The following is a 24951-nucleotide window of genomic DNA, read 5'->3' as shown; positions in this document are numbered from 1 at the left end:
ATGGACTCAACGTCATGATTTGATATAAAAATGGCTCAATACTCTATGTTTGACGTGAAATTGGTATGACTTGCGGACCCGATAGATGGACAGTGAAAATCTTCTGCAAATACTGGACGAGGCGTTTGAAGAACAAACCGACATTCTGGATCTGAGCGGTCTGGATCTGAAAGAGTTGCCGGCGGAGATCGGGCGCTTTGTCCATGTGCGCAGACTGTTTCTGGCCGACAATCGACTGGTCACTCTGCCGCCGGAAATTGCCTCTCTGACTGCCCTGGAATTGCTGGATCTGCGCCGCAATCGCCTGCAACAATTGCCTCGACAAATGGCTGCCCTGCACAATCTGACCTATCTGTGGCTGGGGGGCAACGGTCTGACGGAATTGCCGCCGGTGGTGACGGCCTTGACCGGCTTGCAGCGGCTGATTTTGCGCCATAATCGATTGACGACGCTGCCGCCGGAAATCGGGGCGTTGACGCGCTTGCAGGAGCTGTCGCTCCAGGATAACCGGTTGACGACCCTGCCCGAGGAGATTGGGCAGTTGGCGGCCTTGGAGTTGTTGTTTCTGGGTGGCAATGCCCTGACCGGCATGCCGGTGGCGCTGCGGGAGCTGACGGCCTTGCAGAGGCTGGATCTCAGCAACAACCAGCTCCAGGATCTGCCGGTCGGTATTCATCGCCTGACCTCCCTGATTCAATTTGATATTCGCCAAAATCCCCTCACGGAGATTCCCGAGGCCCTGCTGGCCGTTCCGGAAAATGTGGAACAGATACGGGCCTGGTCCCGGCAACGGGATGCCACCAACCGCCTCCCCTTGCGCGAGGGACGTTTGCTGGTGGCGGGTCCACCGGGCGTGGGCAAGAGTGTCCTGATTCGCCGGTTGCGGGAGGAGCCGCCGGGTGTTGTGGAAGCGCCTTCGGGGGTTATGACCGTGCGCGTCTGGAATCTGCCGGGTTCCCGAGCCAGGGATGACAAGAGTGCCCGTGACCAGGATGACAAGAGTGCCTCCCGTGACCAGGATGACAAGAGTGCCCCCCGTGACCAGGATGACAAGAGTGCCTCCCGTGACCAGGATGACAAGAGTGCCCCCCGTGACCAGGATGACAAGAGTGCCCGTGACCAGGGGGACAGTTCCATTCGCATGAATGTCTGGGAGCTGGCCGGTTCCGAGGCTGCCCGGGGGGTGTATCCCGGCATGTTCTTGCCGGGCACCATGATTCTGCTCGTGGTGGAGGATCGGAGTGGTGATGCGGGTTGGCAGGTGGCTCGCTGGTTGGGGATGATGACCCGTCCCGGGGTGGAGATTCCGGTTATCGTGGCCTGTACCCGTGCCGATCAAACCCTCCTGGAACCCGACCGGGAAGCCTGGCAGCAACACAATCCGGCTCTGCGGGAAATATTTCCGCAGATTTCTGCCCGCACCGGGGAAGGCCTGACACGGTTGCGGCAGGCCATTCTGCGCACTGCCCAGACCCTGGAGAGTGTGCGCGCCCTGGTGCCGGAAGCCTGGCAAAAAGTGCGCCACCGCATCGAAGCCGAAGATGTCCCCTTGTGGACCCGGGAAAGCCTGCATGCCGTGTATGCCGAGGCCGGCATTTCGGAGCCACATGCCCGGCATAACCTGACCGAAATTCTCTGCCGTCTGGGTCTGCTGCTGCCGGGTGGCGAGGGAGATCATGTCAATCCCGCCTGGGGCAGCCGGGTTTTGAATCGTCTTTTGGATGCCCCGTCCCTGGTGCGAAACGGGGGAATCATGCCGGCTTCCGATTTGATCCATCTGGCGGACGGTGTAGAGCAGACCCGTCTGCTGGCTTTTCTGGAACGCTGGGAGTGTGCCCTGCCGCTGGCGAACGGGAATCTTCTGGTTCCGGCCCTGTTGCCCCGGGAAGTGCCTGCTGCCGCCCTCTGGGAAGGAATTCCACCGGTTTGTGAATATCATTATCCTCTGGGTCTGCCGCCTGGCCTGTTGGCCCGCCTCATTGCCCGTTTGCGCGAGCGGGTCATTCCGGGTCTCTGGTGGCGAACCGGAGTCGTTTTGCAGGATGCCGATGGTACCGCCCAGGCCAGAGTGCTGCTGAACCCGCAGGGTCCTTTGGGAGAACCTTCCAGGGTGGTGCTTGAGTTGCGGGGCAGTGGTCCGGCGTGTCGCCGGTTGCTCAGGCAGTGTCATGGTGTGTTGCAAGAAATTCACCGGCATTTTCCCGGGCTGCCGGTACAGTGTCGCCTGGTGGTTCCGGGTCTGCCTGCGGTTGCTGCGGCCCTGGAGCCTGTGCGTCTCCCGGTTGCCGTGGCTCTGGAGCATGTGCGTTTTCTGGCCGGCCAGGGTGTGACATCCTTCATTCCCGAAGGCTGCACCACGACTGTGGCCCTGGGACCGTTGCTGACCCTGGCCAACTGGTTGGAGAACGAGGGGGCGGAGCATGATTGATGCGGCAAGTGGCTTTATCGACTTTCCCGATGTATGCTCGGCCATATTGCCTGCGTTGTAACTGGACTGCATTTCCTTCGCAACAGGCAGTTTGGAAAAATGGATCATATTGAGGCGCTGCCCTTTTTTTTGGACTTCCAACCCGGTTTTTCAAGTCCCACATGCGCATCCTGCTGACCGCTGACCCGATACTGCCCGTTCCTCCCCTGCTGTATGGGGGGATCGAACGGATCATCGATGCCCTGATCACGGGTCTTCGCAGCCGGGGCCATGTCATTGGCCTCGTTGCCCTCCCGGAGTCCACGGCGACCGTCGATTTTTTTGCTCCATGGCCCGTTCCGCAACCACCTCAGGCTCAGCTTCGCCTGGAGCATGTGTCCAACATGCGTGCCCTCCAGTGCGCCGTCCGGGCGTTCCGGCCCGAATTGCTCCACAGTTTTTCGAGGTTGTTGTACCTGCTGCCCTTTTTTTTGCGCCGCCAGCCGCCCATGATCATGACCTATGAACGGGCACCGACCTATGCCACCACCCATTGGGCCAGCCGCCTGGCCAAGGATTCCCTGACCTTCACCGGCTGTAGTGCCGATCTCTGCCGGACAGGCCAGCGTGCCGGCGGCGTCTGGCACCCCATACACAATTTTGTCGAAATGCATAAATACACCTTTCAGCCACACGTACCGCAGGATGCCCCGCTCGTGTTCTTGAGCCGGATCGAGCGCATCAAGGGAACCCATACCGCCATTGCCATTGCCCAACGCACCGGTCGCCGCCTGCTCATCGCCGGCAATCATGCCGAAACCGGTCCCGAGGGAGTTTACTGGCACACGGAAATCCTGCCCCACCTCGGCCAGAATGGCATCGAGTACGTCGGTCCCGTCAACGATGCCCAAAAAAATGAACTGCTGGGACAGGCCGCCGCCATGATCGTGCCCATCGAATGGGAAGAACCGTTCGGCATCGTCTTTGCGGAGGCCCTGGCCTGTGGCACCCCGGTCATCTCGGCACCCCGGGGGGCATTGCCGGAGATTGTGCGCCAAGGGGTGGACGGATTTTTGATCCATTCCATCGAGGAGGGGTGCCAGGCCGTCGGCAAACTTGCTGCCCTGGATCGCGCCAACTGCCGCCGGCAAGCCGAAACATGTTTTTCGGAAACCGTCATCCTGGATCGGTACGAGGCCCTGTATCGCCAGACCGTCCAGGGTGCCAGGTCCCCATGACAACCTCACCCAGACTGCGCCGGGTGTTGGTGGTATCGCCCCGCTTTCCCCCCCTGAATGCCCCGGACATGCACAGAATCCGGATTTCCCTGCCCCATTTCCGGGAGTTCGGCTGGGAGCCTCAGGTGCTGACGGTGCAGGCCGAACCGGGGGATGGTTTGTTCGATCCCCTGCTGCTGGATACCATCCCGGAAGACGTGCCCATCCATCGGGTGGCTGCCATTCCCAGGCAGCGGCTCAAATATTTGGGCATCGGCGATGTGGGACTGCGTGCCTGGTGGCCGCTTTACCGCCGGGGAGTCGAACTGTTGCGACAACATCACTTCGATGTGGTCTATTTTTCCACCACCGTGGTCGTCAGCATGACCCTGGGTCGCCTCTGGCGCAGTAAAACCGGCACCCCCTTCGTGCTGGATATCCAGGATCCCTGGCGCTCCTTCCGGCATTTCTGGTCCAAAGGTGACCAGGTTCCCGGAGGCCGCCTGAAATTTGTCGGCAAATATCTGCTCGCCGGCCTGCTGGAGCGCTTTACCATGCAGGCGGTGGCCCATGTCATCTCGGTCTCGCCGGGCTACTGCGATGATTTCATGCAGCGTTTTCCTCGTTTGGGAGAGCAGGACTTTACCGTCTTGCCGTTTGGTGGTACCGACCTGGATTTTCGGGTACTTGCCTGTCGGAATCTTCCCCAGAACTTTTTCCAGCCCGACGATGGCTTGATTCACTGGGTCTACACCGGACGCAGCTCCATGGACATGGCATATGCCTTTCGCATATTGTTTGGCGTTCTGGCTGGTAACCGCAAAAAAAATCCCCAACGCTGGGGACGGGTTCGCCTGCACTTCATTGGCACAAGCTACAGTGCCACATCCGGCAAGACCGTGGAACCTGTGGCGCGGGAGTTTGGTCTGGAACAGGTTGTCTTCGAACATCCTTTGCGGGTACCCTACTTCGAGGCCCTGAAACTTTTGACCGACAGCCATGGCATTGTGTTCACAAGTTCCGATGATCCCGGTTACTCGGCTTCCAAAATCTATCCCCTGATCCTGGCCCGCAAACCCCTGCTTGGTTTGGTTCACCAGGGCAGCATCGTGGCCAGAATCATGGCTGATTGCCAGGCCGGATCGCTGGTTTTGTTCAATGCCAGGGACCCGCTGGAAACCTCCATGCAACATGCCGAAAACGTGCTGGAAACGTTTTTGGACGCATCGATAGCAGGGGTTGCACCCCAGACCGATTGGGATGCGTTTGCCCCCTACACGGCCCGGGAAATGACCCGCCGCCAATGCCGGATTTTCGACCGGGTGTGCAATCCGGCCTCATTTTCCTCATGAGTTCAGTTTGTCTTGGCAAGGGAATATTTTGACCAACTCGCCCGTGTTCAATCCTGATGACATGACTGGTACCTTCCAGGCCGTGCGTCGCCTGTTTTATTATTATCCCTGGCAGTTGCCGGGTCTGATCGGAATCATGGTCGTGAGCGGTTTTCTGGAAGGGGTCGGTGTTGTCTTGTTGATTCCCATCCTCAATCTGGCCTTGGGCCAGACCGCAGAAACCCAGGGCATCAGTGCCACCATCCTGGATGCAATTCAACACTCCGGTTTCACCATTTCTCTCTTTTCAGGTCTGGGTCTGTTTTTACTGATTTCTGCCCTGCAAGTGGCCATGTCCTTTTGGCGGGATCTCACGGCCAGTCGATTGTGTACCCATTTCCAGCGCACACTTCGCCACCAACTGTTGCAAGCCATTTTTGCTGCCGGTTGGCCTTTCTTCACCGCTTCCCGAAAAAGCGTCATGGCCAATACTTTGACCGATGAAGTCAATCGGGCAATCCACTTTCTGCTCTATGTTTCACAGTTGCTCTCCAATCTGGTCATGGTGATCATCTATGCCGGGTTGGCCTTGATGGTCTCTTGGCATTTGACGGTTGGTGTGGTGACTTTTGGCAGCCTGGTCATGTTTTTCATGCGTCCTTTGGTCAGACGTGGCCTGAATCTTGGCGGACAGATCACAGAACTGAATACGGGTTTCAAAAGCGCCATTCTCGAATATATGGAAAATGCCAAATTCATCAAGGCAGGTGGCCTCGAAAAACTTGTCGTTGCCCAGGTTGGCCATATTTCTGAAAAAATCGCGCAGGCCTGGTATGGAACAATATTTTTTCCCGCTTCGAACAGGATTGTATTTGAAGTGATCATGGTCGGCAATCTTTGCCTGGCCATTGACATCGGAATTGAAAAGATCGGCATGGGTCTGTCGGAAGTTCTCGTACTGTTGTTTGTGTTTTATCGTTTTTTTCCACGCATGCAGCAGTTGGTTTCCCTGTATTTTGCCGTTCTGTCGAACATTCCGGGGCTGCATGATGTTGAAAGGTTGTTGCAGAATGCCCGCATGCACCAGGAAAGCTGGCTTCCCGGTCGTGGTCTGGCCTTTCGGGAGATGCAAAAGGGCATGCAACTGGTTCAGGTCAATTTTGGCTATACGCCTGCGCAATCGACTCTGGACCATATCGATCTGGACATTGCCAAAGGAACCACTGTGGCTTTGGTCGGGGAGTCGGGTTGTGGCAAAAGCACGCTGCTGGATCTGATCATGGGTCTTCAGCGTCCCCGGACCGGTCAGATTCTGGTGGATGGCATCCCCCTGACCGACCATGATCCGGTCACCTGGCGGCAGGCCATCGGTTATGTTGCCCAGGAGACGCTTTTATTGCATGACACCATTGCTGCCAATATTGGCTGGGGCGCGGAGGTGGCACTCGACAGCGATGCCATTCGAACGTATGCCCGCATGGCCCAGGCCGATGAATTCATCCAGCAACTTCCTGAAAAATATGACACCCTCATTGGGGATCGGGGCGTCCGTCTCTCCGGTGGTCAACGCCAGCGTCTGGCCCTGGCGCGTGCCCTGGCCCGTCAACCCAGACTGCTTGTTCTGGACGAAGCCACCAGCGCCTTGGATTCCCAATCCGAAACCCTGGTGCAAAACACCATCGACCAACTGGCTGGATCCATCACCATTTTATTGATCGCGCATCGGTTTTCGACAGTGCGCCATGCCGACCTGATCCTGGTCCTGAAACAGGGGCGTATCATTGACCGGGGGACCTGGCAGGACCTTTCCAACCGTCCCGGATATTTTCAGGACTTGTTGCAGATCCAGGAAAAAAACGCCCAAAGCCAGCCAATTCTTCAATGCAACCAGACTGGTTGAAATCAAACTTGTGCCTGTGGGCCGGTGTCTGGCAACCGGAAAAATTCAACGGGGGATTTTTTTGCGCCGTTAGCGGAAAATTCCCAGGGGGCGGGCCATGGTCCGACTTTTGGCGCGTTGCTCAGCGCCAAGAGTCGGACCTGTTGCAGGTTTTTCCGAAAAAAAGCACGCATCGTGGCCGAGTGGATGATCATGGCCTGATTTTTTTTGGCTTGACAAATTGCTGGCCGGGATCCGAAATGAACCCCGACATCCGGATCGATCCATTCCAGGCGGCTGATGATGATGAAAAACAGCGTGGCAAAGGTTGTTGAATGTGGTGTGCGTCAGCACATCATGCGCCGTTATGACCAGGAACTGGCCAATCTGGAACGGCACATCCTCGAAATGGGAACCACTGCCCACCAACAATTGACCATGGTCAATCGGGCACTGGAGACCATGGATGGAGAACTGGCCGCCCGGGTCGTCAGCAACGACCACTCCGTGGATCACCTGGAAGCCCTGATCGATGACGAGTGTGTTTCCCTGCTGTTTCGTCGCCAGCCCATGGCGGATGATCTGCGTACCGTGGTGTGTTCCTTGCGTTCTGCTCACCACTTGGAACGCATTGGTGACTATGCTGGCAACATTGCCGAGCGGGTCCACACCATTTGCCAACATCCGGCATCCCCTTTGATGAATCCCGTCATTGCCATGGGCAGGCTGGCCACGCGACAGCTTCATGATCTCCTGGATGCCTATCGCCGCAAGGACGGCGCATTGGCCCTGGCCATTCGCAACCAGGATGTGGAAGTGGACGCCTACAATAACGAGGCCTTCCAGAATATCATGGCGCACATGATGGATTCCCCCAGCGCCATTCCCTGTGGTGTTCATTTGCTGTTCGTTGCCCGGAATTATGAACGGCTCTGCGACCACATCACGGATGTGGCCGAAAATATCCATTACCTGGCCCATGGTGTGCGCCTCGCCTCCCCGCGCTCTGAATTGGACACAACCCGAACCTATCTTCCCGCCGTTTCCCAGGCAGACTGAATTTTCCTCTGACCTGGTTCTCCGATTCGACTCCTTTGCCATTCATTTCATTTCAAAACAAAATGATTTGCCGTGCAACCCGTTCAATGGATGTGGTAGATTCCTTATTCAGGGAGTGGGAATGATGCAAAAAGTCAAACAAGCCATCCAGACAAAACATGCTCCGGCGGCCATTGGACCCTACAGTCAGGCCATTCGCAGTGGGGAGTGGTTGTTCCTGTCAGGGCAGATTCCGTTGGATCCCGGGACCGGCGAGCTGGTGACCGGTTCTGTGCGCTCGCAAACCGAACAGGTTTTGCGCAATCTGGCCGCAGTGTTGACGGCAGCCGGGAGTGACATGGGAGCCTTGGTCAAGACCACCGTCTATCTGGTCGATCTTGCCGATTTTCCCGAAGTCAACGCCGTGTACCAGGAGTTCTTCCAGCCACCTTTTCCCGCTCGGGCCACGCTCCAGGTGGCCGCTCTGCCTCGGGGGGCGCGGGTGGAGATCGATGCGGTTGCACACCTTTAGTTTTCAATCATTTTCCTGGGAAAAGATCCATGAAGGGACACTGGTTTGCCGGATTGTTATGGGCGGGGGTCTGGTTGTCGCTGCCACAGGCCGGGTTGGCTGGACCTTTCTGCGTGGTCGATTTTGCCGGCAAGCGGTGCTGGTTCCAGGATGTGGAGTCCTGCCGGCAGGCAGCAGGGCCACAAGGATCCTGCGTGGTCAACAGTGCCGAAATCGTTGCTCCCCTGGGTGGCGCTCGCTACTGTGTGGTGGAAAGCTGGCAAACCCAGTGCATCTACAAGGATGAAGGCAGTTGCCGTCAGGCGGCGGAGCGTCGCCGGGGAGAGTGCATCACCAACCCCAATGACATGCCGCATGGTCCCGGACAGCCAAACCGGCGGCGGGATCAGGAAGCCGGTGGAGGGTTTCCCGGCAATGGCAAGAGCGGCACGACATCCGGTACCATGGGTGGCGTACCGAACGGAACATCATCTGTGCCATGGACCCCAGGTGCAACAACGACTCCTGACAACAAAAATTCCGAAAAAAGCTCCCCCTGGTCTCCGCCACCGGCGGTGCCCTACTCTCCTGGTGCTGGTTCACAACGTTGACTGTTTTCGCGCAATCGGCAGTACCGCTGTTTGGTTGATTTCGCTGGATGCACAACCAATTCACTTGCCGGGCCACCAGCCAGGTGCCCCGGATGTGTCGATGCGAAAAAAATCATTAAATCTGGCCACTTCCAGGACTCTCCTGACATGCGGATTGCAGTTGATCAGGTGAATATTGGCCTTGTTCTCTCCACAATGGCTCCGCAACAGAAGGAGCATACCCAGGGCAGAACTGTCAAATTTGATAACATTACTGAAATCAATCACATAGGCTTGTTTCGGAGAACGATGCGCATAACACTCCCGAAACTCTCGATGGGACTTGTAATTGAACTCCGCAGGTAACCGCAAGGTCACCAAGCCGGAATTTTCTTCGATTGTGATCATTGTACCCTCTTCCCAGGAAACGCATGAGAAAAAGTTGCGGGCCAGGAAAAAACATCCCTATCACTTTTCCATGGTATTTTCCTTTACACCAGAATTTCGACGATCGTGATATCATCCTCATGTGTGCCGGAACCCACAAAATCATTCAGCAATACGATCAGATCATTCAAATCACTCTTGTCAGAGGAAACTTTCTCAAGGAAAGCCTCTAACCTTTCCATGCCAAACATGCCCCCCCGGGGTGGGCCGGCCTCAATGATCCCATCGGAAAAAAGATAGAGTCGATCCTCTTCTTCCAGAAGAATGCTGGTGGAATTCTTGGCCATTTCCGCTTTTTTGTCAATACCCAGGGGTGGCATGGCCGACGAAAAACGGCCATGGATGGAGCTTTTCCGCAATAGAAGATTATCTGGAATGCCAGCATTCCAGAGTGTGGCCCGGGTGCGATCCGGGGCTACTTCCACCATGGCGGCGGCAAAAAAAATACCGATGGGCAGACGCAGACAGAGCTGCTGATTGATTTCCGTCATGATTTGTTCCCCTGACGCATCGCGCCTGGAGAACCTGTGAAAAATGTATGAAACCAGGGGACCCCCCATGGCAGCCGGCAGACCATGACCGGTAAAATCTCCCAACAAGACCAACTGGCGTCCGTCCGGCGTGAAGGTGGAGAGGAGCATATCCCCGGCCGTCATTTCCACCGGTGAGACCAGATGGCGCAAATGGCGCGTATCAAATGTATCGGCATGGCGCATCTTGAAAATGATGCTTTCGATCATTTCCCGTTCATGTTGCAACAGTTGATTGTGTTCAGCCAGTTTTTGTCTGGCCGTGCGCAAGGCCAGGTGTGTTGTGACCCTTGCCTGTACGATGGGAATGCTGATCGGTTTGGTGATGTAATCCACAGCGCCCAGTCTCAATCCCGCCACCTCGTCTTCCACATCGGATTTTCCCGTTACAAAAATGACGGGAATATCCCGGGTGGCCGGATCGGCTTTCAAGAGTCGGCAAACCTCGTAGCCATCCATTTCCGGCATCATGATGTCGAGCAGAATCAGGTCGGGTCGGGGCAAAATGTTGGCCGCCTTCAAGGCAATCCGGCCTCGATTGGCCGGTCTGACCAGATAATTCTCGTCCAGGGCTGCCTTGAGAATATCGATATTTTCGGGGGTATCATCAACAACCAGGATGATGGGTTTTTGGCTTGTGGTAAGCGACACGTGAGATTACCCCTCCAAAGGGATGCCTTCTTCTTGTGCCCAATCGCGAATAAGGGTCAGGCACTTTTCAAAATCGTAATGGTGCATGGCCAACCGGATGGCATCCACCCTGTCGCGACGCCGACCGGAAGGGGTCAGGGCAGCCATTTCGGCCACCACCTGCTCCACGGAAGGATCAAAGCCCGACAGGAGTTCGACACTTTTCCGCAACAAAGGAGCCAAATTTTCCGGTGTTGTCACCACATCCGTTCGCACATCTGCCGGCATGGCTGGAGCTGCTCCCATCAGATTCATGGTAATGGCTGAAACAATGCGGGTCAGCTCACCGGCCATGGTACCCAACAATTCCGGAATCTCCGTGTATTTTTCCGGTTTCCCGGCCAATTTTTCAATTTTTTCTGCCAGAATTGTCACCTTTGTTGCGCCGATGGTGGCCGAGACCCCCCGCAAGGCATGGGCAGCATGCTCCAACGCCTTGAAATCACGTGTTGCCAAGTGCCGATCCATCTTCAGAACGGCTCCACCTTGATTGTGGGCGAACTTGACCAGAATGTCACGAAAGAGGAGAACATTACCGCCCACATTGTGTACTCCTTTGACCATATCGACGCCCGGAATGGATGGCAAAGGCAGCACATTTTCCTCCCCTTGTCTGGAAGGAGAAGCAGCCGATGTCGGGGCAGAAATGCCTGGTTTGCCGCGCAGCCATTTGGCCAACGTGGCATACATTTCATCCGGCACCATCGGTTTGGCAATATGATCATTCATGCCGGCGGCCAGACACTTTTCCCGGTCGCCGGCCATGGCGTTGGCTGTCATGGCAATGATGGGCAAGGTTTGGGCACTCTGGTTTAGGCGGATATGCCGGGTCGCCGTCAAACCATCCATGACCGGCATTTGCAGATCCATCAAGACACCATCCACGGATTCCTGCTTCAGCATGTCAATGGCCTCCTGACCGTGGTTGGCCGTGATCACCAGGATTCCCACCTTCTCCAGAAGTTCCCGTGCCACCTGCTGATTGATTTCGTTGTCCTCGACCAGGAGCAGTCTGACTCCGGCCAAAAGTCTCCGATTGCTCCGGAGATCCCTCCTCCATGATCCGGGCTGCAATCGCTCACAGGCAGACAGAATGGCATTCTGCAAGGAATTGAGATTGACCGGCTTCATCAAAAAACCATCCAACGGAAGTTTGCTTCCCGCGCTGGTCAACAACTCCCCTTCACCATATGCGGTGACCATGATTACCAATGGCATTTTGCGCAGGGATGGCAACGCTTTGATCTGCCGGATTGTTTCCAGACCATCCATGCCCGGCATTTTCCAATCCATCAGAACCAGTTCAAAAGAGTTTTGATCCGCGTCGGCGTCCAGCAGGGCTGTCAGGGCCAGCTCGCCGCTTTCGACACCTACGGAGTGGCATCCCAAGACGTCCAACAGTTTGAGCAGGATTTGTCGGGCATGCTCGTTGTCATCCACAACCAGCACCCGCAAACCACGAATATGTTCCACGGCTCGGGAATTCACCGGCAACGGCTCGACCCCCCAGTCGAAGCGGGCCGTAAAGGTGAACGTACTCCCTTGTCCGGGTTCACTTTCAACACTCAGGCCTCCTCCCATCATCTCCACCAGACGTTTGCTGATTGCCAGACCCAGACCCGTCCCGCCATATTTGCGGGTCATGGTGGAATCTCCCTGGTAAAACTCCTGAAACAGGTTGTTCACCTGCTCCTCCGTCATGCCAATGCCGGTATCGCAGACAACAAACTGGAGCAGGACATTCTCTTCTCTCTCTTTTCCCTCTTTTCTCTCTTCCACCATATCGATGGTCAGGGTGACTTCCCCCTTTTCCGTAAACTTGATGGCATTGCCCAGCAGATTGATCAAAACCTGTCCCAGGCGCAGGGAATCCCCCCGCAGATGCCGGGGCACGGTACTTTTGGTATCCAGGAGCAATTCCAAACCCTTTTCCTGGCTTTTGACTCCCAGTATGGCCACGATGCCACCCAGAAGTTCCTCCATGGAAAAACCGACATGTTCCATGGTGAGCTTACCGGCCTCGATCTTGGAAAAGTCCAGGATATCGTTGATGAGTTGCAGCAGGGCATGGGCACTGAGGGACACCTTGTTCAAATAATCCCGCTGCTGTCCGGTCAACTCGGTTTGCAGACACAGGTGGGTCAACCCGGTCACGGCATTGAGCGGGGTCCGGATTTCGTGACTCATATTGGCCAGAAACTCCCCCTTGGCCCGACTGGCCTGGGCGGCATTTGCGGCCATGATTTCGGCTTCTTTTTTGGCCTGGATCAGTTTGACCATGGATGCCCGCTGTTCCGTCACATCGACCATGATGCCAATGATGGCCGGCAGCGGCTGGTTGGTCCTCTGAAACTTGAGCAGGATGACATCCATGACATGTTTCGTCCCGGCACCGGAGTCTATTTCCAACTCCTGACGCACCCGATGCACGGCTGCATCCTCGAGCAGGGTTGCCAGCACGGAATCCATTTTGGAAGCGTCATTGTTACAACAAAATTCGTGAAAGGACTTTCCTTCCAGCTTGTCACCCGGCCTGGCAACAAAGGCCTGGAAAGCCTCATTGGAAAAGATCAATTCGCCATGATTTTCCAGAAAAAATATTGGATAGGGGACGGCATCGATCAATTGCCGGAGCAGTTTTCTCTCCTCCATGAAGGCGTTTTGAATTTTTTGTCGATCCGTAATATCGCGAATGACCCCCACGGTTCCAACATATTGCCGGGAACGGTAGGAGGTATCGTTGCCGATTTCCCCGTACAGGCCGGTACTGTTGACCTCGACATTGACGCTCTGTGTATCGATATTGCGCAGCTCATACACATGGTCGGTTTTCCCGGTCTTGGTCTTCAGACGAATTTCCAGGCCAACCGTCATGCGCACACCGGTGCGTCGTTCATCGAACACCTTCTGGTCGGGATTGATTGCCCCCTTGCCAATCCTTTCAATCACCTTTTGCAGACTGGCATCCTGGATGTCTGCACTGTGGATGATTTCGGAAAAATGTTTGCCGATCAAATCCGATTGGTGATACCCCAACCGTTCGATGGATTTGTTCAAAAAGGTGAAGCGACCTTCGGCGTCAATCTTGTAGACAATATCCGGTATGGTCTGGACCAGACTCCGAAAACGCTCTTCGGAGGCAGAGAGTTGTTCCAGACTGCTGCTGAGACGCTCATTGATTTCGTAGAGGCGACGATTTTTTTCTTCCATCTCCCGGTTGAAATGGCGCAGGGCCAGATGGGTCATCACCCTGGCCCTGACGATATGGGGACGGACAGGTTTGGTGATGTAATCGACGGCACCCAGTTGCAACCCTTCCAATTCATCCCTGATTTCGGCGCGGGCCGTGACGAAAATAACCGGAATATCCCGGGTGCGAAAATCGGCCTTCAACTGGCGGCACACCTCATAGCCATCCATGTCCGGCATCATGACATCAAGAAGAATCAGGTCGGGCTGGGGATCCATGGCTGCCAACCGCAAGGCCAGGGGACCGTTCAGTGCCGGACGCACCATGTATTCATTCATCAGGGCGTCCTTGAGTACATCCAGGTTTTCCGGGGCATCATCCACGATGAGGATGGAGGATTTCGTCATACTGTCAGGCATTTGCGGTCTCCAAATCAACATGCAGGTCTTTGGCACATTGTTGGATTGTGGCCATGGCCCCATCATAATCATATTGGGCAACCTGTTGTTTCAGAATCCTGACCCGGTCCAGGGTTTCCCGGGACAAGGGCAACCCACCCAGAATCTGGATGGTCTCTTCCACGGCAGCATCGTAGATGACCAACTGGCCGGCAATTTTTTTCAACAAGGCATCCCGGCTGGCCAGGGATGCGGTGGACTCTTCCCCGACAGACTGCACCGGATCAGCGGCTTTTTCCCCTGGCAAGACCTGGTCCAGAACCTGGAACAGACGGGTCAACTCGGTCCCTGCCTCCTGGAGCAGAGTGGCGCACTGTTCAGGATTGGTCTGTTTTTGGATGGCAGACTCCAAAAGGCGGGATTTTTCCCCAAGCGTGTTGGCTCCGATGGTCAGGGCCACTCCTTTCAGGGTATGGGCCAGACGCTCTGCTGTGGCCCAATCGTTGGCCAGGAGAGCTTCCCGAATGGCACTTTCGGCACTTCCCTGATTGAGACGAAATTTGGCCAACAGCGCGAGATAACTTTTGACACTTCCGGACATGCGCTGCAATCCGGCTGCGGTATCCACCCCGGCAATTGGTGGCAGGAAGGGTTTTTCGTCATCCGGCGAGGGCGGTTTCTCACCATTCGACGATGGCGGTTTTTCATCCGCTCTGTCACCCGGAACCTCCGGTTCCGATCCCGAAGGTGTCGGCAGGGGTTTGGGTGTGGCGGGCTTGATCCAGCGGGCCAGGGTGGCAAACAGGTCGTCGGGATCGACAGGTTTGGCAATATGACCCTGCATGCCTGCCGCCAGGCAGAGTTCCCGGTCGCCGGACATGGCATTGGCCGTCATGGCCAGAATGGGCAAATCGGCAAAACGGGCCTCCTTGCGAATTTCCCGGGTGGCAGTCAGACCATCCATGACCGGCATCTGCACATCCATCAAAACGCCGTCCAAAGGTTCACGGAATACCCGTTCCACGGCATCCTGACCATTCTCGGCCAGCAGCACGGTGATATTGGCCTGTTCCAACAACTCCCGCGCCACCTGCTGGTTGATTTCGTTGTCCTCGACCAGGAGAATTCTGGCCCCGGAAAGAACAGCCATGAAATCCCGGTGACGGCCCGGTTCCGAACCACTTTTCCGACCAACGCTCCCGGCATGCCCAAAGGCTTCCATGATCGATTCGAACAGCAGACTCTGATTGACGGGTTTGACCAGAAAACCGTCCACCCGGGCCTCCTGGACAGCCCGCCTGACCAGACTCTCTTCCCCATAGGCCGAGGCCATGATGACAACGGGAAACCGGCTCAGGGTCAGCTCCCGGCGCATATTGGCCACCAGGGTGATGCCATCCACATCCGGCATCATGTAATCGATAATCATCAGGTCGAATAAATTTTCAGCCGCTGCCGCTTCCTGGACAGCGATCATGGCCTCGCCGGCATTCCTGGCCGCTGCCACCTTGAACGTGAAGGAGGTCAAATATTCGGTGAATACATTGCGGGCGCTTTCATTATCGTCCACCACCAGGACCCGCAAGCCGTGCAGATCGGGGCTGGGCAGCAACGATTTGGCCACGAGCTGGTTGGAAATGCCGAGGCGTACATTGAAGATGCAGCGGGTACCCTGGCCGGGTTCACTCTCCACCCGGATGGTCCCGTCCATCATGTCAATCAACCGTTTGGCAATGGCCAAACCCAGTCCGGTACCGCCATATTTCCGGGTTGTGGAGGCATCCGCCTGGGTGAAAGCCTGGAACAAACCGGCCTGCTGTTTCGGGGTCATGCCAATGCCCGTATCCCGGATGGTGAATTGCAGGCGGACAAAATCCTCCCCTTTTTCGAGAAGTTCGGTCACGACGGCCACTTCACCCTTCTCGGTAAACTTGACGGCATTGTTGGCCAGGTTGAGCAGGATCTGTCCCAGCCGCAACGGATCTCCCACCATGCTGGGTGGAATATCGACCGCCGTTTCCATGAGAAATTCCAGATTTTTTTCCTGTGCCTTCAGGGACAACATGGTGGCCAGATTGCCCAGCACCTCCTCCAGGGTGAAATCGATGGCCTCCATGTCCAGCCGCCCCGCCTCGATCTTGGAAAAATCGAGGATATCATTGATGATACGCAACAAAGAGGTTGCCGAATTGTACACCTTGCGCAGATAATCCTTCTGGCGGGCGGTCAATTGGGTTTGCAGACAGAGATGACTCAAGCCGATAATGGCATTCATGGGGGTGCGAATTTCGTGACTCATGTTGGCCAGAAATTCGGATTTCCCCCGATTGGCCACCTCGGCCACCTCGCGGGCCAGTTCCAACTCCCGGGTTCGGTCCGCCACCCGTTGCTCCAACTCCTCCTGATGGGCACGCAAGGCCTGGGTCTGGCAGTCAAAGGTTTGCGCCAGGATTTCTAACTCGTCACCGGTACCAATGGGCGAACAGGAGATGCCATCCTGACTCGCCACCCGTTCGCACAGGGTCAAAATCGGCTTGGCCATGCTGTTGCCAATGCGGACCGCAATCACCCCGGCCAGAAACACAAACAACAACCCCAGTGAACCGAAACGCAACAGGGCGTGGCGAATCGAGGCTTCATGAATCGATTTCGGGACGCTGAATTGCAGTTTCAAACCCAACCGGTGCAACCAGGGCATCGCCGCTCCATGGCTGGCTACCTGGGCCGAAATCATCTGCTCCTGTTTGATCTCCTGAAAAGTGAACAGCGTGCCCCGCCCGTCCAGAATCTCGAAGGAAAAGTTTTTCTCGACCTGCAACAGGCGGTGGAGAATATTGTGAAAATCAAATTCAACCACCACCGCACCCAGCGTGGTTTTGTAATAATCGACGGGCACGACCAGCATCATGCGGTTATGACGGGATGAAATGAACAGACTGGATTGCCCCATGGCCAGGGCCTGACGCAGTTGTGGAAAGCTGTTGTAATCCGGAGGCTCCTGGGCCTGGACAAAAACCGGACGACCGTCAAAATCGACCATGGCAAAGGCGGTCACATCCCGGTTTTTGGCAAAATTCTCCACCAGTTTGGGCAGATAGGTTCGCCTCCCTTCGGGATCGATCAGGCCATTGACGATGAAATGGTTGCTGGTCAGGGCCTGAGTGGTTTCCATGAGGTAGGAGACCCGATCTTCCAGACGCTGCAACTCCCGATAGGCAATTTCCCGCAAGGACTTGCGGCTCTCCTCTTCCAACTGGACCTTGAACAACCAACCCACCAGCAGCGTCGAGCAGCCAACAACCAGAACAAAAAGCAGACCGATTTGCCAAACCAGACGTTTTTTGAGGCTTTTGTGTGGAGTTGGCAACGGGGTGATCATGGACTTCTCCCGGTTGCCAGGGGAACGATATGGCCGTTCCCATCATAACGGGCCAAGAAATAGTCCTCACGTTGCAAGGCATCATGACTGTCGGCAGAAAAGGGTGTCTGGTAGGTTTTGATCAACCCGGCATAGGTATCCACCCGCTCCAGTGCCTGGCGGACCGACGCACGCTCCGTGCTGCCCGCCTTCTGGATGGCCCGTGCCAGGAGATGAACCAGATCATAGGCATGGGCTATACCGGAGTGGGGCAACAGGATGTCCTGCATGCGCTGGCCAAAAAGATTCTGATACATGTTCTGCAATCCCAGCATATGCTTCACTGCCCCTTTTTGCAGGGAAAAAGTTTGCAGGAAGCTCAGGTCCACCTTGTCCAGAACGTCCCGGGTCTTGCCAAAAAAATCGCCGCCGGTGATTCCCCAATGGGAGATGATGGGCAGGGACATTTTCCGGGCCACCAGGGAGCGCACCCACTGCATTCCTTCGTTGGTATTGACCACCAGCACTGCCACATCAGCGTCTTGGGTCTGGAGTGCATCCAGATGGCTGGTCAATTCGGTTTCGCCCCGATTGAGCCAATCGACCAGGACAGGGTTGACACCCCGCTCTTGCAGGCGGTTTTGCAGATACGGCAGGATTCCCCGGCCCCAGGCCGTATTTTCCAGAATCAGGGCCACCCGCGAGCCTCTTTCCAGGGCCGCATCCACCAGGAATGGACCCACCAGGCGGTCATTGGCTGACAGACGGAAAACATACTCGGGTCGGTGTTCCGCATGCTCCACCACCCCAGCCGCCGCAGCCCAAGGTACCAAGAGCGGAATCTTGAGTGCATCGGCCAACTCCGATTGTGGAATCACCACGGTGCTGTGCATGCCGGCCACGATGGCCACCACATGTTCCTGTCCGGCCAAAAAGCGAAAATTGTCCTCACCCCGACCCGGTATGGCCATATTGTCCCGGGCCAGCAGGGCCAAGGGGCGCCCCAACACCCCACCAGCTTCATTGATCTCTTCCATGGCCAGGATCATACCCTGTTTGATGGCCAATCCGGCCCCGGGAGGTGTCTGGGAAAGCTCCGTATCCAATCCCACCCATATTTTCTGCTTTTTTTCTGCAGGTGACTGCCAGATGTATTGCAGCTCATCGCTCTTGGACATGATATCGCTGCCAATGACATCCTCGAACTGTGAAGGAATGTGTTGCAGTTGCCTGGCAAATTTTTGCCGCTCTTTTTCGGTCAGCCGGTTGACCTTGACGCCGGCATCTTCAATCTTCCGGAGAAATTGTTCCTCCTGGCGGACGGTCTCCTCTCTTTGAAAGGCACTCAGACCCCTGCCTGTTTCCAGGATCAGGGCCTGTTGTTTGTCCGACAATTTGCCGAAGCTTTTTTTGCTGATGGCAAGAACATAGGCCAGATAGGCATGATGACTCAGAGTCAGATGGGATTGCACCTGGTGGATACCCATGGCCACGATGGCAGCCAGGGGATTTTCCTGGGCATCCACCACTTTGTCGGCCAGGGCCTGGCGGGTTTCACGAAATTCAATGGGAATCGGACGGGCACCCAGGTTGGTAAACTGGTCCATGATGAGACGGCTTTTCATCACCCTGACCTTGAGATTCAGGAGATCTTCCGGACCATGTATGGGCCGGTTGGCGGTGAACTGCTTGAATCCATTGCCCCAAAAAGTGATTCCCACCAGATCCATGGCCTGCAATCTGGCCAGAAGCAATTTACCGGGTTCCCCATCCAGCAAACGATAGAGAACCTCGGGTGCCGAAAAATAAAATGGCAAGTCGGCATACTGTAATGCCGGAATCGGCACACTCATCTTGGCCGTCGGAATGAGGACCACATCGAGTTCCCCATTGCGGGCCAACTCCGCCATTTCCAGATCATTTCCCAATTTTCCTTCAGGAAAGACCATCACCGGCAATGCCCCATCCGTTGCCAGCAGCACCCCGGCGGCAAAACGTTCCGCCGCCATGCCCATGGCACTTTCCTGGGGCATGTTGTGCCCAAAACGCAACTCTGGACGGGGTTCCTGGGTCTGGTTCTCCGGGGTCGGTACGGGCGGAAGCAGGGTCGGCCACCACACCCATCCAACCATGCCCAGAATAAGCAGCAAGGCCACAGCAGCAATAAATCGATTCATAATTTGAACCTTCATTTCACAAAAAATTTCAGATATCGGATGATTCCACCTTTCCAGAGTTTATGTGATCGATTTATCCGAACCAACAATTTTTTTTTCTTTTATTGTGATCCATCCTGACCGGCAAATGGCATGTCGAACTCGCATCCATCAGGCTCATTCATTCAGGTGCCAGGCGGCGTGCATGCGGTCGTGCAAAATTCTGATTATATAAATAATATTATTTTCAATGCGATAGTAAACCGCATGTCGCCCCACAAGAAAAACCCGTATTGCTGACCCTTTGTTGGAACGTCCAGATTCTGGATTGATCGATATGGCGTTTAACGCACTGTCAAGCAGGTTTTTATATTCAATAAACTGTGGTTCTCCCCATGTGCGCAATGTATAAGACAGAATATCCCGGAAATCCCGTTGGGCCGCATCGGACAGGTCAATCTGGTGTTTATGGGACGACATCAGGATCAGGCTCCCAACCGTCGCGGGCATGCTGTCGGGCATCCTGTTCGATCTGTTCGCGCAGGGATGGCGTATAGATGGTGGTTCGACCCGCCGCAATATCTTGCTCGCCAATCACCAGCGCGGCATCGAGACGGGCACTCAGGCTGTCGTCCTGATGTCGCATATACCGAACGGCATCACACACCAGCTCGGTGGCGCTGCTGTAAACACCACACTTCACCTTGTTCTTGATGTATTCTTCATCAATAGGGGAAAAATCAATATTCATTTCATGCTCCTTTCCTGCCCGTGCAACATGCCGACACAGTACACGATTGGCTGGCACGAACGCAATGCAACGTACCCACCTTGACTCCATGGCACGGCGGCTGTCATCCTCGGAAAGTGCGGGCAGGCAAGCCGGTCACTTTCAATTGAAAATCCCACAATTAAAAATCCCAAGGAAACAATGTCGTCATGTTGGATTCCTCACGCCGGACACCTGCCGGAAACCAGGGATTGCTCTGTCCGATGGCCTGGGCGGAATTTTTTCCCTTTCGGCATTGGCTGTTTGCCCTGCGCTGGCATGGCCTGAGGGCAGATTTTCTTGCTGGCCTGACAGGTGCCGTGGTGGTCCTGCCCCAGGGAATGGCCTTTGCCACCATTGCAGGACTTCCACCACAATACGGGCTTTACACGGCCATGGTCCCTGTGATTATGGCCGCCCTGTTTGGCTCGTCGCATCACCTCGTATCCGGTCCCACCACCCCCATCTCCATTATCATCTTTACAACCCTGGCACCACTGGTTACCCCGGGTGGAAGTGACTATATCAGCTATTGCCTGACCTTGAGCTTCATGACCGGGATCATGCAGTTGGCCATGGGGCTGGTACACGTGGGCACTCTGGTCAATTTTGTTTCCAACTCGGTCGTGGTGGGTTTTACCGCCGGGGCCGCTTTTCTGGTGGCCATCAGTCAAGCAGGAGCCTTCCTGGGAATTCCCTTGTCACATGGCAACAGTTTTGTCCATGCTGTTTTGGGATTGGTACGTCATCTCGACCAGATTCAGTTGCCCATCGTCTGGGTTGGCTTGGCGGCGCTGGGTATCGCTCTCCTGATGCAATTTTTTTTCCCCCGTTGGCCCGGCATGCTGGTCGCGTTGGTGGGTGGCGGTGTGGTTTCCTTCATGCTGGATCCCCACCAGGAATCAATTCCCCTGGTGGGAGCGATCACCGCCACGTTGCCCCCTCTTTCCACACCCAGTTGGGACCTGGACATGTGGCAGCAGTTGGCCAACGGTGCTTTTGCCACGGCCATGATCTGTCTGATTCAGGCCGTCTCCATCTCGCGGTCCGTGGCCATGCACAGCAAACAACGCATCAATAACAATCAGGAATTCATCGGCCAGGGTCTTGCCAATATTGTGGGCAGTTTTTTTTCCGCTTATGCCTCTTCCGGCTCATTTACCCGTTCCGGCATCAACTTTCGGGCCGGGGCCAAAACGCCCATGGCAGCTATCTTTTCGAGTATTTTTCTGATCCTGATTCTCTTGATCGTTGCCCCATGGGTGGCCTACCTGCCCATTCCGGCCATGGCCGGGGTCATCCTGCTGGTGGCTTTCAACCTGATTGATTTCAAGGCAATCCATCTGATCATGAAAACCAGTCGTGCCGAATCGCTCGTCATGGTGGGCACCTTTCTCGCAACCCTTTTGATCAAACTCGATTTTGCCATCTATCTGGGCGTCATCTCCTCCCTGGCCTATTACCTCAAAGGCCGTGCCAATCCGGTCATTACCCGCCTTGTGCCAGACCCGGACACCCACAACCATCTGGTCGCTGCCGATCATCTTCCGGAATGCTCTCAACTTCGCATCATTCGCGTGGATGGTTCCCTTTTTTTCGGTGCCGTCAATCATGTCGAGGATGTCTTGAATTGTCTGGACAGCAAGGCTCCCCGGGCCGTCAATCTACTCCTGGTAGGGTCGGCCATCAATTTTGTCGATGTCACCGGTGCCGAAATGTTGATCCAGGAGGCCCTGCGCCGTCGGGGTCGCGGGGGGGGGCTGTTCCTGTTCGATGTCCATGATCAGGTGTGTGAAACCATCCAACGCTCAGGATGCCTGGCCGTGATTGGCAAGGACCACATTTTTGGTTCCATTACCGAGGCCATCCATGGCATCGTCACGCGCTTCCTGAATCCGGACATTTGCCGCCAGTGTACACAATCCGTATTTTCGGAGTGCCCGCAGCAACGAAGCCTCTCCATGAAACATCCGGATTCATCCGGCACACTGTGATACGATCTGCCTGATTCTGCGAGATCATGGGCAGCCTCCAGAATTCAGTTTTTGTCTTTCCCGGCATTTGCAGCGGGAGACGATCCCGTATCGGTCATGGGTGGCGACGTTGCCGTTGTCGGGGTGTTTGTGTTTGTGCCGGTATCCGGGTCGGGCACGAGCAGAAGACGCATGCCCAGATAAAAGCTCCTGAATCCCGGGTAGTCATGATCCCGGTAGAGGCAACCGACCGGGCGGGCACCCACGTCCCAGGAACCACCACGTTCGACACGCGAGTAGGCACTTTTCAACATCTGGTAGTCGATATCTCCGGCATGGACGGGATTGTCGCGATTCAGCCGGGTGTAACCATCACGGTCATAAAAGTCGGCGACCCATTCCCACACGTTGCCGTTCATGTTGAGCAATCCCAATGAATTGGCACGCCCCTGGGTGACCGGGGGATAAGGCTCCCGGGTGACCTCTTTTTTGGTCAAATCTTCCGGAGCAGGCTCCTCTGCGGGCGTTGCATCGTCCGTGACATAGGGTCTGCTCTCCGGTGTCCGGGCCTGGGCGGCGGAAGCATCGCTTGTCGAGGCAGGATAAGACTGGTAGTTGCTCTGCACCCCTTCCATCTTGCCGCCTCCCCGGCAGGCATATTCCCACTCGGCTTCGGTGGGCAGACGGTAGCGCACCGGACCGGCCCCATTCAGACGGCAAAGATAATGCCGGGCAGCCATCCAGGAGATCCGCTCCACCGGATAATCACCACCCATCTGATGATTCGAAGGATTGAAGTCCAGGGTCCGGATCCATTCGGCCTGGGTGACCTCATGGCGGGCAAGCCAGAAGCCTTTGACGCACACCTCATGCGCGGGCTGGTTGTCAAAGCTGCACTGGCCGATGACCGGCGAGCACCCCTGCTGATAACAGCCACCGCCCACCCAGATGAATGGGGTGGTCGAGCCGGGCGGGGTCCAGGATTCTCCCGAGACCTTTCCCATGGGAATCGGAGGACCGGGATCGGCAAAAGTGAAGGATCTGACCGCAGATCCAGTCTCCAGGCTTGCCATGCGGACAGCCCCATTTTCCTCACCGGACAGGTAAAGGGAACCGGTGACATCCACGGCCACGGACTGAACAGGGTGAGAAGAAGAAAATTTGTGTAACAGGCGATTGGTGGCCACATCCCAGACCCGGGTGGTACCATCATGACCCACTGAAACGAGTTGGTGCCCCCCCTTGAGAAATGCGATGCCGGTCACGGCTCCGTCATGTGCCCTGAAAATACGGGGTTCAGGTTGGGCGAGATTCGGATTCAGGTCGAGTTTCCATAAACGGATGGTCCCGTCGGCCCCACCCGATGCTCCCAAATGTCCGTCTGGAGATACGGCCAGGGAAAAAACAGGCCCCTCATGACCCTTGAATTCAAGGAGTACATCACCGGTGGACAAATCCCAGAAGACCACCTTGCCATCCATGCCGGATGAAAGGAAACGCCGCCCACCGGGAATGGTTGCCAGGGCAGTGACGGTTCCCTGATGTCCCGCATAATTCCGCAGATGCAGCCCTGACTCCAGATTCCACAATTTGACGGAACCATCCCCCCCACCGGAGAGCATTTCCAGACCGAGTTTGTGGGCAAAGGTGATGGCGGTCACCGGACCGGCATGGCCGGTAAAATCGTGCAGAACCACACCGGTTTCCAAATCCCACAGACGCAAGACAGCATCATCGTCACCGGTCAGCAGAACGCGACCGTTGGGAGATATGGCCATGGCATTGACGATGGTGCCCGGATTGGGCAACTCCGTGTACGTGCAACCGGCATTCAGATCCCAGAGACGCACAACCCCCTGCCTGGTACCGATGACGAAACGATGATCGGGCGTCAAAATCAGGGGACGTGGTGCCATGCCGCCCACACCCAGAACCAGATCGGGTATCTGCATGGCCAGCCGGACCCGGCGATTCTCTGCCTGGGCTTCCGGGGTATTCTGCGGATTGGCGGGTTCCTGTTTTCCCCGGGCCACCATGGAAAAACGCAAGGCCGGAAGAGGGTGGTTTTCCTGGAGATAGCGAACCACCGCTTCGGCACGACGCCGGGAGAGGTCCATGTTGTAGGCATCGCTGCCAGGGGCCGAGGCATGTCCCTCGATATGGATGTTGATTTTGGGATTGGCCGTCAGGGCACGCGCAATCTGATCCAGGCGTTCCCGGGCTGCCGGAGTCAATGCGTCGCTGTCATGGTCAAAACGCAGGACTGTGCCTCCCCGCTCGGTTTCACCGCGCAAAAATTGCTCCAGGGTCGGCGAAAGCGCTCCCTGCCTGTCGGGTTGCCCGGTCGTGCCAGGCTGCGCCGGCGAGAGACGGGCATCCAGCACGAACAGGGTGACCAGCAACAGCACAATCAAGCGGGGTGGGAACATTTTCATGGTGCAGAATGCCTTTGGACGGAGGAACGGAG

Annotated in this window: 16 protein-coding genes; 8 read left to right on the top strand and 8 right to left on the bottom strand. The window is 56.0% G+C overall.

What is annotated here, in order from left to right; translation table 11 throughout:
* The first annotated feature begins 85 nt into the window (after positions 1 to 85).
* The 7 genes from HQL65_03000 to HQL65_02970 all read left to right on the top strand — a co-directional run bounded on the left by HQL65_03000 (position 86) and on the right by HQL65_02970 (position 8994).
* Entirely contained in the window at positions 86 to 2428 is a 2343-nt protein-coding gene (locus HQL65_03000) for a leucine-rich repeat domain-containing protein (GenBank protein ID MBF0135180.1), read from the top strand.
* Between the two features lie 161 nt (positions 2429 to 2589).
* Entirely contained in the window at positions 2590 to 3645 is a 1056-nt protein-coding gene (locus HQL65_02995; protein ID MBF0135179.1) for a glycosyltransferase, read from the top strand.
* On the top strand, positions 3642 to 4976 hold the full coding sequence (locus tag HQL65_02990; protein MBF0135178.1) for a hypothetical protein: 1335 nt from the start codon (positions 3642 to 3644) through the stop codon (positions 4974 to 4976). The genes HQL65_02995 and HQL65_02990 overlap by 4 nt, the downstream gene beginning before the upstream one ends.
* A 28-nt stretch (positions 4977 to 5004) precedes the next feature.
* Entirely contained in the window at positions 5005 to 6855 is a 1851-nt protein-coding gene (locus HQL65_02985; protein ID MBF0135177.1) for an ABC transporter ATP-binding protein, read from the top strand.
* Between the two features lie 297 nt (positions 6856 to 7152).
* The gene (gene phoU / locus HQL65_02980) at positions 7153 to 7893 is read left to right on the top strand and encodes a phosphate signaling complex protein PhoU (protein ID MBF0135176.1); all 741 of its coding nucleotides are present in this window, start codon (positions 7153 to 7155) and stop codon (positions 7891 to 7893) included.
* Positions 7894 to 8017: 124 nt separating this feature from the next.
* A complete protein-coding gene (locus tag HQL65_02975; protein MBF0135175.1) occupies positions 8018 to 8404 on the top strand; it encodes a RidA family protein in 387 nt (128 codons plus the stop codon).
* A gap of 29 nt (positions 8405 to 8433) precedes the next feature.
* Positions 8434 to 8994 (top strand): hypothetical protein, encoded by a 561-nt coding sequence (locus HQL65_02970; GenBank protein ID MBF0135174.1) that lies wholly within the window; start codon positions 8434 to 8436, stop codon positions 8992 to 8994.
* A 60-nt stretch (positions 8995 to 9054) separates the two neighbouring features.
* Here the strand turns inward: HQL65_02970 and HQL65_02965 are convergent, their stop codons facing one another.
* The 7 genes from HQL65_02965 to HQL65_02935 form a co-directional block, all read right to left on the bottom strand.
* The gene (locus HQL65_02965) at positions 9055 to 9381 is read right to left on the bottom strand and encodes an STAS domain-containing protein (protein ID MBF0135173.1); all 327 of its coding nucleotides are present in this window, start codon (positions 9379 to 9381) and stop codon (positions 9055 to 9057) included.
* Between the two features lie 83 nt (positions 9382 to 9464).
* Positions 9465 to 10601 carry a SpoIIE family protein phosphatase gene (locus HQL65_02960; protein MBF0135172.1) on the bottom strand — a complete coding sequence of 379 codons (1137 nt, stop codon included), beginning with the start codon at positions 10599 to 10601 and terminating at the stop codon, positions 9465 to 9467.
* Between the two features lie 6 nt (positions 10602 to 10607).
* Positions 10608 to 14249 (bottom strand): response regulator, encoded by a 3642-nt coding sequence (locus HQL65_02955; protein MBF0135171.1) that lies wholly within the window; start codon positions 14247 to 14249, stop codon positions 10608 to 10610.
* Positions 14242 to 17607, bottom strand: coding sequence for a response regulator (locus HQL65_02950; GenBank protein ID MBF0135170.1), 3366 nt, complete (start codon positions 17605 to 17607; stop codon positions 14242 to 14244). The genes HQL65_02955 and HQL65_02950 overlap by 8 nt, the downstream gene beginning before the upstream one ends.
* Positions 17604 to 19763, bottom strand: a complete 2160-nt coding sequence (locus tag HQL65_02945; GenBank protein MBF0135169.1) for a DctP family TRAP transporter solute-binding subunit — start codon at positions 19761 to 19763, stop codon at positions 17604 to 17606. The genes HQL65_02950 and HQL65_02945 overlap by 4 nt, the downstream gene beginning before the upstream one ends.
* 156 nt (positions 19764 to 19919) lie before the next feature.
* Entirely contained in the window at positions 19920 to 20222 is a 303-nt protein-coding gene (locus tag HQL65_02940) for a type II toxin-antitoxin system RelE/ParE family toxin (GenBank protein MBF0135168.1), read from the bottom strand.
* Positions 20209 to 20493 carry a hypothetical protein gene (locus HQL65_02935; protein MBF0135167.1) on the bottom strand — a complete coding sequence of 95 codons (285 nt, stop codon included), beginning with the start codon at positions 20491 to 20493 and terminating at the stop codon, positions 20209 to 20211. Before HQL65_02935 ends, HQL65_02940 begins: the two co-directional genes overlap by 14 nt.
* A 242-nt stretch (positions 20494 to 20735) precedes the next feature.
* On the opposite strand from HQL65_02935, the gene HQL65_02930 reads away from it, so the two are divergent.
* Positions 20736 to 22505, top strand: coding sequence for a SulP family inorganic anion transporter (locus tag HQL65_02930; GenBank protein MBF0135166.1), 1770 nt, complete (start codon positions 20736 to 20738; stop codon positions 22503 to 22505).
* Positions 22506 to 22549: 44 nt separating this feature from the next.
* Here HQL65_02930 and HQL65_02925 read toward each other — a convergent pair whose 3' ends face one another.
* The gene (locus HQL65_02925) at positions 22550 to 24919 is read right to left on the bottom strand and encodes an SUMF1/EgtB/PvdO family nonheme iron enzyme (protein MBF0135165.1); all 2370 of its coding nucleotides are present in this window, start codon (positions 24917 to 24919) and stop codon (positions 22550 to 22552) included.
* Positions 24920 to 24951 lie beyond the last annotated feature (32 nt).

The organism is Magnetococcales bacterium, from assembly GCA_015228935.1.
Classification (GTDB): domain Bacteria; phylum Pseudomonadota; class Magnetococcia; order Magnetococcales; family DC0425bin3; genus HA3dbin3.
Note: the sequence above shows the minus strand (reverse complement) of the source record. Positions and strands in the feature narration are given on the sequence as shown.